Origin of the sequence: Paenibacillus sp. MDMC362 (genome assembly GCF_003269305.1) — a bacterium.
Classification (GTDB): domain Bacteria; phylum Bacillota; class Bacilli; order Paenibacillales; family Paenibacillaceae; genus Paenibacillus_AQ.
Map to the genome: position 1 here is coordinate 100,654 of NZ_QLYT01000038.1, position 16,176 is coordinate 116,829.

15 protein-coding genes and 2 pseudogenes are annotated in these 16,176 nt (G+C 43.5%); 13 read left to right on the forward strand and 4 right to left on the reverse strand.

Features of this window, described 5'->3' with window-relative positions:
- Window positions 1-138 precede the first annotated feature (138 nt).
- Together DP091_RS19505 and DP091_RS19510 are read left to right on the forward strand one after the other, a co-directional pair.
- The gene (locus DP091_RS19505; protein WP_113059855.1) at window positions 139-714 is read left to right on the forward strand and encodes a dihydrofolate reductase family protein; all 576 of its coding nucleotides are present in this window, start codon (window positions 139-141) and stop codon (window positions 712-714) included.
- Window positions 715-938: 224 nt separating this feature from the next.
- Window positions 939-1,496, forward strand: coding sequence for a dihydrofolate reductase family protein (locus DP091_RS19510; protein ID WP_258394617.1), 558 nt, complete (start codon window positions 939-941; stop codon window positions 1,494-1,496).
- Between the two features lie 509 nt (window positions 1,497-2,005).
- Here DP091_RS19510 and DP091_RS19515 read toward each other — a convergent pair.
- The 3 genes and pseudogenes from DP091_RS19515 to DP091_RS19520 all read right to left on the reverse strand — a co-directional run bounded on the left by DP091_RS19515 (window position 2,006) and on the right by DP091_RS19520 (window position 2,957).
- Window positions 2,006-2,356, reverse strand: coding sequence for a hypothetical protein (locus DP091_RS19515; RefSeq protein ID WP_483874483.1), 351 nt, complete (start codon window positions 2,354-2,356; stop codon window positions 2,006-2,008).
- Window positions 2,357-2,440 (reverse strand): annotated as a pseudogene (locus DP091_RS32475) (WYL domain-containing protein); the annotation flags it as partial.
- Window positions 2,441-2,756: 316 nt separating this feature from the next.
- Entirely contained in the window at window positions 2,757-2,957 is a 201-nt protein-coding gene (locus DP091_RS19520; RefSeq protein ID WP_113059858.1) for a hypothetical protein, read from the reverse strand.
- Between the two features lie 997 nt (window positions 2,958-3,954).
- Between DP091_RS19520 and DP091_RS19530 the strand changes: the two genes are divergently transcribed.
- From DP091_RS19530 to DP091_RS19575, 11 genes are all read left to right on the forward strand, one after another.
- Window positions 3,955-5,373 carry a leucine-rich repeat domain-containing protein gene (locus tag DP091_RS19530; protein WP_113059860.1) on the forward strand — a complete coding sequence of 473 codons (1,419 nt, stop codon included), beginning with the start codon at window positions 3,955-3,957 and terminating at the stop codon, window positions 5,371-5,373.
- A gap of 112 nt (window positions 5,374-5,485) precedes the next feature.
- Complete coding sequence (locus DP091_RS19535) at window positions 5,486-6,271, forward strand: copper amine oxidase N-terminal domain-containing protein (RefSeq protein ID WP_113059861.1); 786 nt, start codon at window positions 5,486-5,488, stop codon at window positions 6,269-6,271.
- A gap of 231 nt (window positions 6,272-6,502) precedes the next feature.
- A complete protein-coding gene (locus tag DP091_RS19540) occupies window positions 6,503-7,087 on the forward strand; it encodes a TetR/AcrR family transcriptional regulator (protein ID WP_181469872.1) in 585 nt (194 codons plus the stop codon).
- 63 nt (window positions 7,088-7,150) lie between these two features.
- Window positions 7,151-7,480 carry a luciferase domain-containing protein gene (locus DP091_RS19545; RefSeq protein ID WP_113059862.1) on the forward strand — a complete coding sequence of 110 codons (330 nt, stop codon included), beginning with the start codon at window positions 7,151-7,153 and terminating at the stop codon, window positions 7,478-7,480.
- Between the two features lie 218 nt (window positions 7,481-7,698).
- Window positions 7,699-8,856: an epoxide hydrolase family protein gene (locus tag DP091_RS19550; protein ID WP_113059863.1), complete on the forward strand. Its 1,158-nt coding sequence runs from the start codon at window positions 7,699-7,701 to the stop codon at window positions 8,854-8,856.
- Between the two features lie 486 nt (window positions 8,857-9,342).
- Complete coding sequence (locus DP091_RS19555; protein WP_258394618.1) at window positions 9,343-10,719, forward strand: UDP-N-acetylmuramoyl-tripeptide--D-alanyl-D-alanine ligase; 1,377 nt, start codon at window positions 9,343-9,345, stop codon at window positions 10,717-10,719.
- Between the two features lie 397 nt (window positions 10,720-11,116).
- Window positions 11,117-12,964 (forward strand): ABC transporter substrate-binding protein, encoded by a 1,848-nt coding sequence (locus DP091_RS19560; protein ID WP_181469873.1) that lies wholly within the window; start codon window positions 11,117-11,119, stop codon window positions 12,962-12,964.
- Window positions 12,965-13,074: 110 nt separating this feature from the next.
- Window positions 13,075-13,530 carry a GNAT family N-acetyltransferase gene (locus DP091_RS19565; RefSeq protein ID WP_113059965.1) on the forward strand — a complete coding sequence of 152 codons (456 nt, stop codon included), beginning with the start codon at window positions 13,075-13,077 and terminating at the stop codon, window positions 13,528-13,530.
- A 363-nt stretch (window positions 13,531-13,893) separates the two neighbouring features.
- Complete coding sequence (locus DP091_RS31955) at window positions 13,894-14,607, forward strand: ecdysteroid 22-kinase family protein (RefSeq protein WP_258394619.1); 714 nt, start codon at window positions 13,894-13,896, stop codon at window positions 14,605-14,607.
- Between the two features lie 149 nt (window positions 14,608-14,756).
- A complete protein-coding gene (locus DP091_RS31960; RefSeq protein ID WP_258394620.1) occupies window positions 14,757-15,023 on the forward strand; it encodes a hypothetical protein in 267 nt (88 codons plus the stop codon).
- A gap of 160 nt (window positions 15,024-15,183) precedes the next feature.
- Entirely contained in the window at window positions 15,184-15,591 is a 408-nt protein-coding gene (locus DP091_RS19575; RefSeq protein WP_113059866.1) for a GNAT family N-acetyltransferase, read from the forward strand.
- A gap of 305 nt (window positions 15,592-15,896) precedes the next feature.
- Here the strand turns inward: DP091_RS19575 and DP091_RS31965 are convergent.
- Window positions 15,897-16,007: pseudogene (locus DP091_RS31965) on the reverse strand (AraC family transcriptional regulator); the annotation flags it as partial.
- Window positions 16,008-16,176: the final 169 nt, after the last annotated feature.

Consider the following 16,176-nt stretch of genomic DNA (forward strand, 5'->3'; position numbering starts at 1 on the left):
AACCCGTAAAAAAGTTGAAAAAACATTAATAGAACATTAATGACATAGTGATTAGCAATCCGTAAGAAACAACCCATGTAGAAATGTCCTATAATGTAGTTAATGTAGATATCTCTTATGAACAAAGGAGTACTAAAGATGAGAAAACTCGTTCTATTTTTGCACGCATCGCTTGACGGCTTTGTAGAAGGGCCTAACGGTGAAATGGACATTGGCTGGGTTTCCTACGATGCTGATTTGGAGAAACACGCAAAAGAAATTCTGAGTACTGCCGACACTGTCATTTGGGGCCGTGGGACTTATCAGATGATGCACAGTTACTGGCCATCTGTGCCTTCGAACCCATCTGCTTCGCAGCATGAACGGAATCATGCCGAGTGGATCGAAAAGACAGCCAAAATCGTTTTTTCCACGACGCTGGAGAAAGTCGAATGGAACAATTCCAGACTGGTGAAAGAAGATGTCGAGGAAGAGATCAAGAACCTCAAACAGCAGCCAGGCGCGGATATGGTCATCCTCGGCAGTCCTAGATTCGCACACTACCTTATGCAGCTTGATTTAATAGATGAGTATAAAATTACGGTTTCTCCCGTCCTGATCGGCAGCGGGTTGCCGTTATTCCAAGGTCTCAAGGAGAAGATCAATCTAAAACTTATCGAAAACAAGACATTTGATTCTGGAGCCATAGGCCTCGTTTACCAGACGGTTAGATGACCTTTCATTTAGATGTCGTGTCCCGTTAGCGCAATCTACTTTTGGAGACAAAAACATTGAAGGCAGCCGACCACAAAATCGGCTGCTTTTTTCGTTGTATTCTGTCGGGTTGTGCACATTAGCAATCCATGAGAAACCGGTCATGCTGTTGGATGATAAAATATAGACCTAGAGGAGGCTGCATATGGAAGTGTAATCCTGATGATGAATGTACGAAATAACCAGTGAGGAGAGTCAGTTGCATGGCCATTGTTTTTGCGTTGAACCAGTCTCTGGACGGGTTCGTCGACCATATGTCATTTCAGCCCGACCCCGTGTTATTCCGTCATTTCATCGAAGACGTGCGCGGTCTAACGGGTTGCCTTTACGGGCGCCGCATGTACGAGACCATGCGGTATTGGGACGGGGACGGAGACGGAGACCATTTTGAATGGGATGCGCCGGAACGGGAATACGCAGCTGCGTGGCAAAGCAAACCGAAGTGGGTGGTGTCGAGGACGTTAAAGTCCGTCGGTCCGAACGCTTCTCTGATCGAGGGCGACCTCTCGGCGGCCATACATGGGCTGAAGACTCAGCATGAAGGGGAAATTGAAGTTGCCGGGCCAGAGTTGGCGCACAGTCTAACGGAGCTCGGTCTCGTTGATGAGTATCGACTCTATCTCCATCCAGTCGTGCTGGGTGACGGCAAGCCGTTCTTCGCCGGTCCGCGTCCGCCGCTGCACCTCGTGGCAAGCGATCGAATTGGCGAGCAGGTGATCAGGTTGACCTACGTTCCAGCTTAGTTTTGAAGTTGACCCATCGACCTGAAGGGGCGATAGTTCCATAAAACAGCGGCGATCTATGACTTTATTTTTTCATTCTCGCCGCTGTTTGGGTTACTCTGTGTTAGTCTAGAACTTATTTTTTAAATACTCACCGTCTTTCCAACTCTATAATGGCGTTAAATCAACAACCTCAATCTCACACTTTATTTTCTCCGAACAGAAAGATAGATTACACGTCCAACATACCAAAAGAAATCAGGAAACAGGTCATGGATGAATTAAAGACTCATGTTTTAAGATAACGTGAAGAAAATGAGACAATTACTTTTGATGAGTATCCTAAAGCTCACAAAGTGCCATTCGTCAAATAATGACAAGGGACTAGAACATGGTACCGATTGCCGTAATGGACGAGAAGATGATGCGATTACCGATTAGATAAGCATTGAACCGCTGCTCTAGTTCATTAAGCTAACGGGCAGGATAGCTTAGCAGGGCATTTCTAATGGCTTGAACATTACGCAACATCAAGGATAAAGTTTTTTCATCTCTTCTAACTTACACTTTATATATATTATGGATTCCATAGGTTCTGTAATTTTTGCTTCTTGTCCCAGTTCCCATATCATGTCCGTATAAAACTCCAATTTGTTAGCAGGTATGTACATCCGAATAACTCCACCTCCATCGTCCAGACTTTCGATGAAATCTTTAAACCTCCCATTCTCCTCTAATTTTCTCTTTCCTTTTTGTGTTAAGTAAGCACAAAATAATGTTTGTTCTTGACCCTCTAATTCCTCCACATCCCAGTTGAACACGGTCTTGCTATTTACATCTTCAAGATATGAAACGTTATCATTTATACTAACGGTCATCATTCGGTCCGCACGAAATAGTCTGTATGCTTGCCTGGTAAAACAATAGACCGGACAGTACCAATACCCACCATTTTTGCTTCCCATTCTCTACGATACTTTGGGGCGCTTCCGTTCGGTGATCAAGCTAAATCCGCAATAGATAAGTTTTATCATTATAGCAATCATGAAAAAATCCGCCGTTACGATTGAGTACACTTCAGGTGAATACTTTTATTAGAGATGAAACGTGAAAAACTGCTTTCCTCGAATGACTTTGTTGGTAGGTACGTGGACTGATAGCATTGGTTCGTTTGAATATTCCAATACCGCTATGGGCTTACTGGTAACATTCTATGTAAAGGCTGCGATGAAGTAGATCCAGCAAAATCGTTCTGGATTTCAACATTACCTTTTTTATATGTTACATCGTTTCCTCATGTGATGAAGCAACCTCAAATTTCAAGGTGTTTCGAGTTACTACGATATATTCACCTGTTGATTTATTCATTATTTCGGATACAGTGTGCTTTATCTCAAACCAATCATTTTGTATATCCACCAATAATTTTATTTCCACATTACTTTCACCATATTTTAAACCACTAAAAGATACTTTTGCCATCGTCACCATTCCTTTCGATTAATATGAGTTAAACTCCATTTTTCACATCTCTTTATAGTAAATGAAACGGTAATAAGAGTTATAGACAAGGATAAACAGATAGGGAAAAACCAATAGCAATACCACTATTATATCTGTACCCATCAAGGGATATAAAAAGGCTCCAAACTCAAAAAAACATCATGTCATATGCTTTCGCTTTTGCACATTGGCGATTTCCAAATCATCTTTCTGGCCAATCTCTAGCTGCTTCGCTGCGGCATGTAGATACAACGCTAGGGACAGGAAATGTCACTTATTCATTAAGTGCAATAATGTTGTCAGGTACCGGCACGGCGATAGGCGGAATAACGTTTACAGGCTCATTAATCTTCCGTATCATAATAACTATGACGGAAGTTGTCACTATCATAATCTATAATAATTTTAGCATGTGCTACCAAGCTTCGGAATTATGGTTGAGCTCGATGCAGGCAAGAAGTGACGATGTGCTCGTCGATGATGCGAGGATTCGGTTGAAATCAGAATTGTCCGAAATTTGCTCTGAGAAATCTTTTAAATTCTTTGCAAAGAGACTAGCTCTCTGAACATGCTCCCCATGAGAGTTCTTCCCTGTGGAGGTTTACGTATCTACTGTAAGTAAAGAACAAATATGTATTCTTTTTTCACCACCTCGCAATCACACGTCCAATCAAACTTGCACTACAATAAGGACACGTCGATGTCGGGGGACAAGAACATAGTCTCATTGAAAGTCGCCATTAGCGGCTTTTTTTGTTTTATCGGACCAAGTGCTTGTCCCGAATCAAGGACAAGCACTTGGTCCGATAGCCGATTAGACAGAAATCTAATTAATTTTCTTCAGCAACTCTGGGTCCATGGAAGTATCACTTATTCATTTAGAGTCGTAATCAGAGAAAAAAATGGGAGCGCAACTTTTTATCCGTTATAAGCGTAATTATCATTTGACACCAGTAGAAGAGGGGATAGGAACTAAATGAATAAGGTTTTATCCGGGCTAGTATTCGTTTTGGTAATGATGATCAGCTTACCGGGCGTGGCATCTATGGAGCAGGCTTCCCTGGAAGTAAGTTTTCAGGACGAGCAGTTGGAGCAAGCAATAAAAGAAATTTTAAAAAAGGATGAAAATGCGGCCGTTACACAGAAAGATATGCAATCATTAACCTTGGTTGATCTTTCAAATCGAGGAATTAAAAGCATTCAAGGCTTGCAATATGCTTCCAATGTGAAATATCTTGACTTGTCCAATAATGAAATTGACGATATTATGCCACTCAAGCCATTGACTAAGATTCGCGAACTTGATATTGCGGACAATCAGATCGCTTCAATTCAGGATTTGTCCGCCATGACGGATTTGGAAATGTTGATCGTAAACCGGAACCAAATTTCGTCGATTGATGTGGTCAAGCAGCTTGGGCGTCTGCATACATTCGAAGCGAACGAGAATCAAATCTCGAATATTACGGCATTATCGTCGGCCACAGAACTAACATGGTTACAACTGAACGGGAACCAGATCGCGAAAATTCAGCCCTTGAGCAGATTAACCAAGCTAAAGAACTTGGAACTAGCGAGCAATCGATTCTCGGACCTGAGTCCACTTAAGCCGCTATCCAAAAGTTTAATGAGCCTTAACATCGGAAGCAATCGAATTTCGGATCTCCGTGCGCTTGAAGGGATGACGCTAATGAGGGCTCTTTCCGCAGAAAACAATCAGATCAAGAAACTAGATCCACTGAAAAAAATGTCTAACCTGTCTTCCTTGAATCTAAATTCTAATTTGGTTTACAATCTTGAGCCTTTGAAATCCCTAAGCGAACTCCATTATTTACATCTAGCGGATAACCGTGTATGGAATTTGGATCCCATTCGAAATCATACGTTTGATCCTCCTCATTATGACACGGGAGCAATTAGATACGCGTTGGATTTAAGCGGTAACTATTTGGATTTAAGAAGTACGACCAAAACGTATCAACTTCTCAATAAGCTCGGTGGAGATGGATCCCACCAACTGAAAGCCCAGCGATTAGTGATAGGGAGTAGAACTGCTTACGTAGGAGAGAGTCCCTTTAAGTTAAGCGAAGCCCCGTTTATTGCATCGAGCCGCACTTATGTCCCGATTCGATTTGTATCCGAGCGATTGGGTTCGAAGATAGGGTGGAATCAGAGCAAACAAGAGGTAACGATCAGCAAAGACAACACAACGATCCGTTGGAAAGTGAATGATAAGAAAGCAATCGTGAATGGAAAAACCGTTTCATATGATGCGCCGTTACTGTTGAAGAAGAATAGTTCGTTTATACCCGTACGTTTAGTCTCCGAGCTGTTAGGATCTCCCGTAGAATACATGGCGAATCCCACAACGGTAATCATATTTGAGCAAAAATAGCTTCATTACGTACTGCCTGATCCCTCCGGCATCATTTGCTGGAGGGTTTTATTTTAAAAAACAAGGATTGAGTTAGGTCAAGGATATAATCGAACCGCAGGAGGAATCATCTATGAAAAAAACAATAATCGCACTAACTCTTTCTTTAGTGTGCACCTTACTAATCGGTAATCCAGCGATAAGCTTCGCTAATAATTTTTCGAACACGATTGACAATGGAAAAATTGACAATGGACGAATGCTGATTCCATTACGTGCTGTTTCAGAGAGATTCAATTCAGAAGTAACTTGGAACCAGGCAAAAAAAAGCATCATGATTATTCGTGGCAAACGAGAGCTATTGCTGCGTGTGAATTCTCGAACAGCGTTATTAAATAACGCCGCTTTCAGCCTTGATGTGCCAGCAAAAATCGATAATGGAACAACTTATGTACCCGCACGTGTTTTTGCTGAAGCCTTTGGCGGAACAGCGCTGTGGTCCGAACAAGAACGAAAAGCAACCATTACAATCGGTCTGCAACAGGTATTGATCTATGCAGAGCCGCAGAAGCCTTGGAGAATAAGTCAAGAGAGAATAAACGTACTTAATGAGAAGATAAATGAAGCCACCGATCTCTCAAGCTATTCGCAAATCCGAGCACATTTCAGACCTTATTTCACGGACTCATTCATAAACAAGATTATTCACAGTAATGGCATTAAAAATAACGCTATACTAACAAGAAAGGCCGATATTGCCTACAGTAGCACCACAGCGGCGAGAATGCACCAATCGGCTTACTTTGAAAACGGTCCTATCAATCTTGAGCTCGTTGACCGTTATGTATTCTATAAATTTGTTGATAACCAATGGAAGGTAGACGATGTGAATGTAGGCAGACAAATTATTGAGCCATAATACGGACGAGAGCATTGACATTGCTCAAGGAAAGGCTTGACGAATGGAACTTAGAGTGAATTAATATCATTGTGACACTAACGGAAACGTTAACACAATAAAGACTAGCAGGGAGCCGGTTCATAACGAGCGCGCCCTATGCAAGACAGATCAACGGCTTGACAACGTGATTCGATTGATAAATAATATATGCAAGTAAGTACTTGCAAAGGCAAAGGACTGGATTGATTGATGAACCAAGCAACGACCACCAGCGACAAGTTAATATTGGCGGCGATCGACCTGATCGCGGAACAAGGGTATGATGGGACGACGACTAAGGAGATCGCCGCAGCGGCCGGAGTCAATGAAGTGACGCTCTTTCGGCACTTCGGCAGCAAACAGGCGCTGCTCGTCGCCGCGTTCGAACGTTACCATTATGCCGGCGAAATGACGAAGTTATTTAATGAGCGGCTGACGTGGGACGTACGTATGGATCTGTTGATGATCGCTCGGACGTACCATGCGATTATGAACCGGAATCGGAAGTTGCTCGCTATCGTTCAAAGGGGTGGCAGCCGGCTCCCCGAGGAAGTACACAAGCATTCTTCACAGCATCCGGCCCACCTGAAGAGACTGCTGACGAACTATTTCTCCACACTCCATACCCAAGGAAAGATTACTCATATTGATCCAGAGATTACGGCCATGTCGTTTATGTGGATGAATTTGGGGGCGTTCAGCAGCAACTTGGTAGAGTCGTCGAACTCGGGCGTTACACTCGACATGTTTATCGAGCGGAGCGTCGATCTTTTTGCTAGGGCGCTGGCTCCCTAGTTTTTTCTTACATCAAATGTAAGTATGTACTTGCATTCATTCAACAAAAGGAGGGGACGAGAGATGAACAGGTATGGGATAACAAACTTGACCGAAGAACTGTTAAATTGGGCTGGTGTTACAAAGCACCCTCATCGGTTTGGAGGGGTGGAATTTCGCTTAAACGAAACGGAAATCGGCCATCTTCATGGCAACCACATGTTTGATATTCTTCTGTCAAAATCCGAACGTGATCGGTGGATTAAAGAAGGTGTAGCAAGCCCGCATCATATGTATCCCGATTCAGGCTGGGTATCCATTTATTTGAAGTCCGAGGAAGATATCGCATATGCCATTGAAATCGCACGTGCGAAATATGATCAACTAAAATTGAAAGGTGAGTTGACAAAATGATTAAAACTAACGGCATTCTCCTATGAGAAATAGCGATTTCAACATTTCATAAGAGATGGAGGTAGGTAGTGGTGAACCAATCGTCTTCCTATATTGCACTCTAAAAGATCTTCCTTTCTTTTGTACAACTTAATTCTTATCTTTGTAACATGGCCGCTGTATGGGTTTATCCCGGTGAACAATAAAATAATTTCTTCTAATTAGGAGGCTCATCAGATATGAGTTCAAAACAAAACCGTACAAACTCTGATCATTCGATCCAACCGTTTCGGATTGCAATACCCCAACAAAAACTTGACGATCTGAAAGAACGGCTAAGTCGCACACGTTGGCCTGTTGAGCTACCTGATGTTGAAGGGAATGACGGTGTTCCGCTCCGATATATGAAGGAGTTAGTGGAATATTGGCGTACTTCGTATGATTGGCGTAAACATGAAGCTCAGTTAAATGAATTTCCTCAATTCACTACAAGGATTGATGGAACAAATATACATTTCCTGCATGTTCGATCTCCCGAAAAGGACGCATTTCCCCTTATTCTTACCCATGGTTGGCCGGGTTCTATCGTTGAATTTCTTGATATCATTGGCCCATTAACCGATCCACGATCTTATGGTGAAGACCCTGCTAAAGCTTTTCATGTGGTAATTCCATCGATTCCTGGTTTCGGTTTTTCCGGTCCCACTCCTGATCGTGGTTGGAATGGACAACGGATTGCTCATGCTTGGGCAGAGTTGATGCGACGATTAGATTATGACCATTATGGGGCACAGGGAGGAGATTTTGGTTCTGCCATCTCCCGTATCTTAGCTGCGGTAGACAAAGAACATGTCCGTGGTGTACATCTAAACTACCTTTTTGTTATGCCAAAACCAGATGATCAGCTTAGTGAGCTGTCGAAGGAAGATCAGGATAGAATTGCACATTTGAAACGTTACGTAACTTCTCCTGCTGGTTATATGGTGCTTCAATCAACCCGACCGCAAACACTTTCTTATGCATTGAGCGACGCACCTGTTGGTCAACTGGCTTGGATCACAGAGAAGTTTATGGAATGGGTTGATCCGGCGTGTCCCATAGGAATCGATCGGCTACTTACTAACGTAATGCTTTATTGGATCACAGGCACGGCTGGATCATCAGCCCGTCTTTATTATGAAAGTGCCCAATCAAAGGGGCGTCCTGTGAGCTGCCCAGTACCCTTAGGCGTAGCGGTTTTTCCACACGATTTGGCTTTGCCCGTACGCCGTCTTGCTGAGCAACAATATGATATCGTACACTGGACAGAGTTTGAACATGGAGGGCACTTCGCCGCAATGGAGGTACCTGATTTGTTAACAAACGACATACGAAATTTCTTTAGTCGTTTTCGTTGATAAAGCATGGAAAAGCTCTTACAGCCTAACTTGCTAGGGATATTTCTTTCCCTAGCTTTTTTTCAGAAGAATCTTCATTTTGGGGGCACTAAGGGGGGCATCCATGCATCATAGGATTTTTCCTTTGAAAGTCGCTATTAGCGGCTTTTTTTGTTTTATCGGTACAGGTTGTTGTCCGAGTTGAGGACGTAAAGGACAAGAACATGAGCGATTACCAATTAGATAAGGATCTAACTAGGTTTCATGGAGTTTCCTTACTCTAACGGCAGCTTAGCGAAGCAGATTATATGTAAGAAAATCAAGAGTGTTGGGAATCCTTGCTAAATACATGGACGTCATAGTATAGATGTCTCTTAAGAACCACCCTCTTGAGAAAATGCCTTAGTGATGGATCTTTTGATCTCTTCTCACACATGGCATAATCTAGATTAGGTAGCATTAGAGTTAAAAGCACGGATTTAAAATTTCAAATTATTTGGTGGTGCAATGATGATTACTCATGAACTCAAAGTTATTGAACGAATGTCTGAAGGTGTTGGGTTATCTTTAGAGTTTGAGAGACTTTTGATTCAAGGAATGTCTATTGACTCCAGAACCGTAAAGCCAGGTAATTTATTTATCCCAATTATAAGGGAGTTGGATGGGCATAATTATGTTAATGAATCAATAGCTAAAGGAGCAATTGCTTCTTTTTGGCAAAAGGATCACTCTAACCCACCAGATCATCTACCTTTAATTTATGTAGATGATTGCTTAGAAGCTTTACAAACATTAGCAGCCCAATATCGACGAGAATTACCAGTCAAAGTTATTGGTGTTACGGGTAGTAATGGTAAAACAACTACAAAAGAGATGCTAAATTCTGTTTTACAGACAAAATTTCGAGTTTATAAAACAGAAGGAAATTTAAACAGTCAAGTAGGTGTTCCATTAACGATATTAGGGATAAAAAAAGATGCTGAAATTGCAATAATTGAGATGGGAATGAGTGAAAGAGGACAAATTGAGCAACTTTCTGGTATTACCAACCCTGACATAGCTGTAATTACAATGATAGGGGTTTCCCATCTAACAAGCCTCGGCTCTAGAGAAGCAATAGCAGCAGCAAAATTGGAAATCGTTACGGGTCTAAAGAGTGGTGGCTGTTTAGTGTTCAACGGTGACGAGCCATTATTAACTAAAGAAATCTTTAAAATTAAAAAAAACAGCTCATTAGAAACCATCAGTTTTGGTCAGCGCGATTTTAATGATGTGAGCGTCGAGAATGCTTTATCCAACTCCCATAATTCCCAATTCTCTGTTGCAAACGATATCTACAACCTTCCACTTCTCGGTGCCCATAATATTAATAATGCACTTGCTACAATAGCCATTGCTCTAAGGTTGGGTTTAAACCCTGCAGAAATTAACGAAGGATTTCTTCATTTGAAATTGCCTGGTATGAGATTAGAGAAGATTACTTCACCATCGGGATTTACCATAATTAATGATGCATGGAATGCTAGTCCCGATTCAGTAAATGCAGCAATTAAGACTTTGCAAGAACTGACGGGTTATAGTGATAAGTATTTAGTAATTGGTGATATGCTTGAACTTGGTGATCATGAAGAAGAGTTCCACCGAGTAATTGGCAGAAACCTTCATCCGGATAAAATAAACTATATTTATACATTCGGTGATCTCAGTTACCATATTGCACCAGAAGCATTAAATAGATATCCAACTGGTGCTGTAAAAACATTTAAAGATAAAATGGGGTTGGCAAATGCGCTTAACCAAGCAATTAAGAAAAATGATGTGATTTTGTTAAAAGCATCAAGAGGGATACAGCTTGATTCAATTATCCCATTCTTAATAAACTAATCACTAAATTAACGGAACACTTTAGTTCAACAAAAGGAGCAGTCTTGCCAACGGCAACTGCTTCATTTTTTATTTCGAATGCACCCAAAGAAACATGGTGGGATTAGAATTATGTGAGTTTGTATAAAATTTTTGTTTATGATTTGAAGTAAAAAAAAATACAATGAAATGTATATCTTCTTTTCATATGCGATCATCATTGAAGTTGATTGTTGGTGGTTTATTCTGATTAGCGTACAATCACAAAATATACAGACAGGCAATCTGAAGGCTGAAGCGGGCCCAAAGGCTGCCTTAATGTTCTCTACAGAAAAGCTTAACCGCTGGGATTGAAATGCGCCATCAAAATTTGTATGTTGGATTCATACCATTTTTTAAGCAAAAGGAGCCGTGTCCGGTGAGATTGGCAGAGGATTATCTTCGGCTGCGAAGCGCTTATTCCGGCAAAAAAGAAGGGGAGCCGTTCCAGGTGACGATCGACGGGCTTGCCGAGGCCCTGTTCTGCACGCCCCGTAACGCTAGGCTGATCTTGCGCAAAATGACGTATGCCGGCCTGATCCGGTATGCAGCCGGGCAGGGCAGGGGCCATCGGTCGGAGCTGACGTTTCTGGCGGACAAGCGGGAGCTCTTGATCCGGGAAGCACAGCAATATGTGAGGAAAGGAGACGTGCAAGGCGCGCTGCTCTGGGTAAAGGAGAAGGCGGGTGAACCCCAAGTAAAGCAGCGGTTCATGGACTGGCTTGCCGGTTATTTCGGATACCGCATGGAAACGCTCGGGGAGGGCCGTATTGTGGAGACGCTTCGCCTGCCGATATACCGGCCGATCGTGACGATGGACCCGGCGGACGCGATGTATGCTTTCGACACCCATATGATCCGCCAGGTTCATGCGACCCTGGTCGAGCAGGATAGGGCGACCGGCAAGGTTATTCCTGGCGTCGCACTTGATTGGGAATCCAGTACGGATGCCTGCAGCTGGACTTTCTATTTGCGGAAAGGCGTGACGTTTCACAACGGCACGGAGCTTACGGCCGATGACGTCAAATACAGCCTGCTCCGCGTTCAGCAGGAATCCAAAAATCATTCCTGGCTGTGCAGGGACATCGTTAAGATCTCCGCGGAATCGCGCTATATCGTCCGCATGGAGCTGCGTCAGCCCAATGTTCTGTTCGCGGTATATATGTCTCATACCGCGGCTGCGATCCTTTCCCGCGATAGCGGGGAGAACGGGGCCGGCAGCGTTCCCGGCAGCCTGCCCGTCGGGGCCGGGTCTTACCGGATCACTAATTTAACGCCGGGAATGTGCGTTCTCGAGGTTTTCCCAAATTATTATTCGACCCGGGGCCAGATTGATCGTATTGAAGTGATGATCATCCCGGACACCGGTGGAGAGTGGTCGTTGGAAACCAATCCGGGTGTACTGGTCGTCGAGACGGGAGAAGCCCGCCGTCAAGAACTGAAGACATGGCGGTGCAGCCGTCTCGTTACCGGATGCAGCATGCTGACCATAAACCTCGCGAAGCCGGGCATCCTGCATACTGATTCTTTCCGCAGGGCACTTGGACTTGCGGTTGACCGAAGCCGCATGGTTCGGGAGCTGGGATATCCGTACGCCTCACCTTGCCTCGGTTTTCACCTTGAGCCGAACCCGGCTTCTGCGGATCCAATGTACGATCCGGAAGAGGCAACTAGGGAATTGAAACGGTCCGGATACTACGGAGAGGTGCTGAAGCTGTACGCGTACCGGCGTCATGAGCAAGCGGCTTACTGGCTTCAGCAGCAATATGAACAGGCCGGGATCCGGCTGGACGTACATATTGTGCCCTGGGCAGACTTAATGAAGGAAGAGCGGACCAGGGAGGCGGACCTGATCCTCTTTGAGGCGTTGCTGAGCGAGAGGCTGCTTCGGCAGATCGAATATTTGCTGTCCCGGTACAGCTTCATTCGCAGCATGCTGGATTCCGGAGCGCAGGCGGAGATAGATCGGCTTGTGGGACAGCTGCTTCAGAAGGCGGAACCGGAAGCACGGAATGAAGCGTTTCAGCGATTGCAGTCATGGCTGATAAAACGCGTCACGGCCGTCTATCTGACCTACAATGAAGCCCGGGTGCTGTCCCATCCGGCGCAGCAGGGCGTAAGGCTGAATGCTGCCGGTTGGGTAGATTTTAAGGACATCTGGTTTAAAGGAGAAGGGGAATGGCGGGAGAGCTATAGCGGACGTGGTACTGGAAAATATGACATGTGACGAAAGGGGAAAAGTTTCCCGGAAAGATTGCCTTTTTCACAAATCGGTATGGCAGTACAATAATCACAGCAGATGAGATGTACATTTACCAACGGAGCGAAGGTGAACCTATGGAAATTAAACTGGATGATTTAAGAGGGCCGGAAATTGCCGCTTTGATCCGCGAGCATCTTCAAGGTATGGCGGAGGTGTCGCCGCCGGAAAGCGTGCACGCCCTTGATCTGGACGGGCTCCGCCGGCCTGACGTGACGTTCTGGAGCGCATGGGAGCAGGGAGAGCTGCTTGGCTGCGGGGCACTCAAGGAGCTCGATTCTGGCCACGGCGAGATCAAATCGATGCGGACAGCATCCGCCCACTTGCGTAAAGGCGTTGCCCGATCCATCTTGGCCCACATGATTGAGGAGGCCCGGCGGCGGGGATACCGGCGGCTGAGCCTGGAGACAGGCTCGATGGCGTCGTTCGAGCCGGCAAGACGGCTGTACACAGTCTTCGGGTTTGAGGAGTGCGGGCCATTTGCGGACTATAGGATCGATCCTTACAGTACCTTTATGACCCGAGAGCTGTAACCTGAGTTTGGAGAGCTTGATGTAAAAAAAGGACATGCAAAAAACATAGAAGGCAGCCGTGTGATCGGTTGCGGGGAATGTAATGTATGACACTAAATGTCTGTGTCAAGAACGTAGTTCTATTGAAAGCGAAGCAATCACACTGTTATGCGGCGTTTCTGTTTGAGAAATACTTTCTGTCAATAGAGTCAATAGCCAATTGTCAGGGGTTAAGAACATGTTTACAATTACCGGTTATACATATATTTAATGATCTTCCCATCGCTATTTCATTAAGCTAACGGGCAGGTTAGTTACAATGTTTGGTGGAATATTAAAAGGAGCCTGAATAATTTGTTCAACAGTTAAGGAAAGGAGAAACGTATGGCCATACAAAGTATCTCAGAAATGGTAGATACAGATTGGCTTCGTAACTTATCAAACAACTATCTTCACTCTGAAATAGGAATTGTTACGAACTGGTCCTGCAATTCGATCGGTGCGGTTGACAAGAATTTTGTGACAGGAGGGGTCTACCGGATATCTGGGACAACCGAAATAGATAGTGGGGCGCAACAATCTTGGTCATTTATTCTGAAAGAAATTAATCCCGATCCCTTGCGTGAGGACCCAGCTCATTATAATTATTGGCGGCGAGAGATCTTGGCATACAGTTCTGGATTGCTTAATAATTTACCCCAAAATATATTTACTCCTAAGTGTTTTGCTATTGATGAAAAAGACAATGGATCCGTTTGGCTATGGATTGAGGATATAGAGCAAGACCAGCGGCAATGGGAGTGGGATGATTATGGTTTCGCAACAGAAAAACTTGGGGAGTTTCAAGCAGCTTACCTACTTGGAAATCCGTTACCGGAATTCCACTGGGTAAATCGGCAATGGATGCGTTCATGGTTAAATGAGTGTTATGCATATCAATATCAGCCTGATATTCACTCTAAACGCATTTTGTTATCTGATCAAAGAGTGGCGGCTATAATGGACCAATTTACTCAACTTGAAAATGGATCAATGATTGGCTATATGGAATCGAACTGCTTCCCAAAACATTTGCTCACCAGGACTTTTATGAGATGAATATCATGTTAAATTCTGTTCAATAACAAGAAGGGAAACTAACCTTAATTGATTGGCAATTCGCAAGTATTTCAGGGATCGGTGAGGATTTAGGTCGGTTCTTAGGTTTAAGTGTTAGTCGGGGGCAGGTACCGATTGAACATTTCAAGATGTACCTTGAATTATTTATTACTTCTTATTTGAAAGGGATGAGAAAGACTGGGTGGGATGGAGACGAAGACCTGCCTCGTTTCGGATTCCTAGCTGCATTTGCCTTGCGTTCGGTATGGGAAGTGCCTAAAATGCTCAAAAAGCTTGTGCAAAATCCTGAATCACAAGAAAGTAAAAAACTGATGTTAATTACGAAATTGCAAATGGAAATTTCAAAAGAAGTTGAGAGACTGCGTGTTAATTCAATACTCAAGAAACTATATTGAGGAGGTATTTTCATCTGCATTGGAAACTCAGAACATAGAATAGCTTTTGGAATACATGGAAATAAACGAATGGGCAGGTTAGTTTAATGAATTCCACTTTATCTAGGTAAGTGAACAGGTGTATAGTAATCGAATTAAATAATGCAGAGGAGCAATTATAATGAGAATTATTGCTGCAACTGATTCGCACTATGAATATATTAAGGAACATGACCATCATATCTTAGAAAACTTAATTTTACCGAAGATTAGGGGGAATGAGATCTATATTCTACAGAATGAAGAACATAGTATCATTGGCTGGATTCGGCACAGCTTTTTCTGGGACAACACTCCCTTTATGAATATGATTTGGATTGATGATACATATCGAAATAAAGGATTAGGTAAGAAAGCAGTTCTTTTCTGGGAAGGTGAAATGAAGAAGCAAGGTTTTAATCTGGTTATGACCTCCACATTAGCCAATGAAGGGGCTCAACATCTTTATAGAAAATTAGGTTATCGAGATTCAGGGTGCTTAATACTTGAAGATGAGCCTTTGGAAATCTTACTTACTAAGAGCCTATGACGGCATTAGTAGGTATCGATTACGCTAACGGGAAACGATAGCTCAATGAAACAAAGGAAGCAGCCGATCAACGAGATCGGCTGCCTTTGTTCAACTAACGGTCTAAGGAAAACAGAAATACTTTAGATTTGGCTGCAAGCTGTTACGCTATAGTCAATACGAATACGGATGTCGGGTGACAAAAACATAGTAACATTAGAACACGCTGATTCCCGAGTCAAAAACAAGAACTTGTACCGACCTGTTTTTCTACGCCCACTTCGATTTCAGGACCTACTTGTATCATAGGACCCTCAACTTGCTAATGAAAACATCCTTTTGAAATGAAAAATAGAACAGTAAGCACGTTTTGCTATCTCGTGTTCATCAATCTCTTCCTCAAGATTCTGTTCGATGTAGTCTAATGCACCACTCAAGTTTTAGAGCATATTCATCCAACGACCTCCGTTGATCTATAGAATAGCAGGGACTATTAGCAGACATCCGACACATCTTGTTCAACTTCTGCAGGGTGGTTGCACCCCAATCTAAGAATTTCAATCGATTGTTAAGTCATATATCATATTCGTTATGAAGTCGAATCCC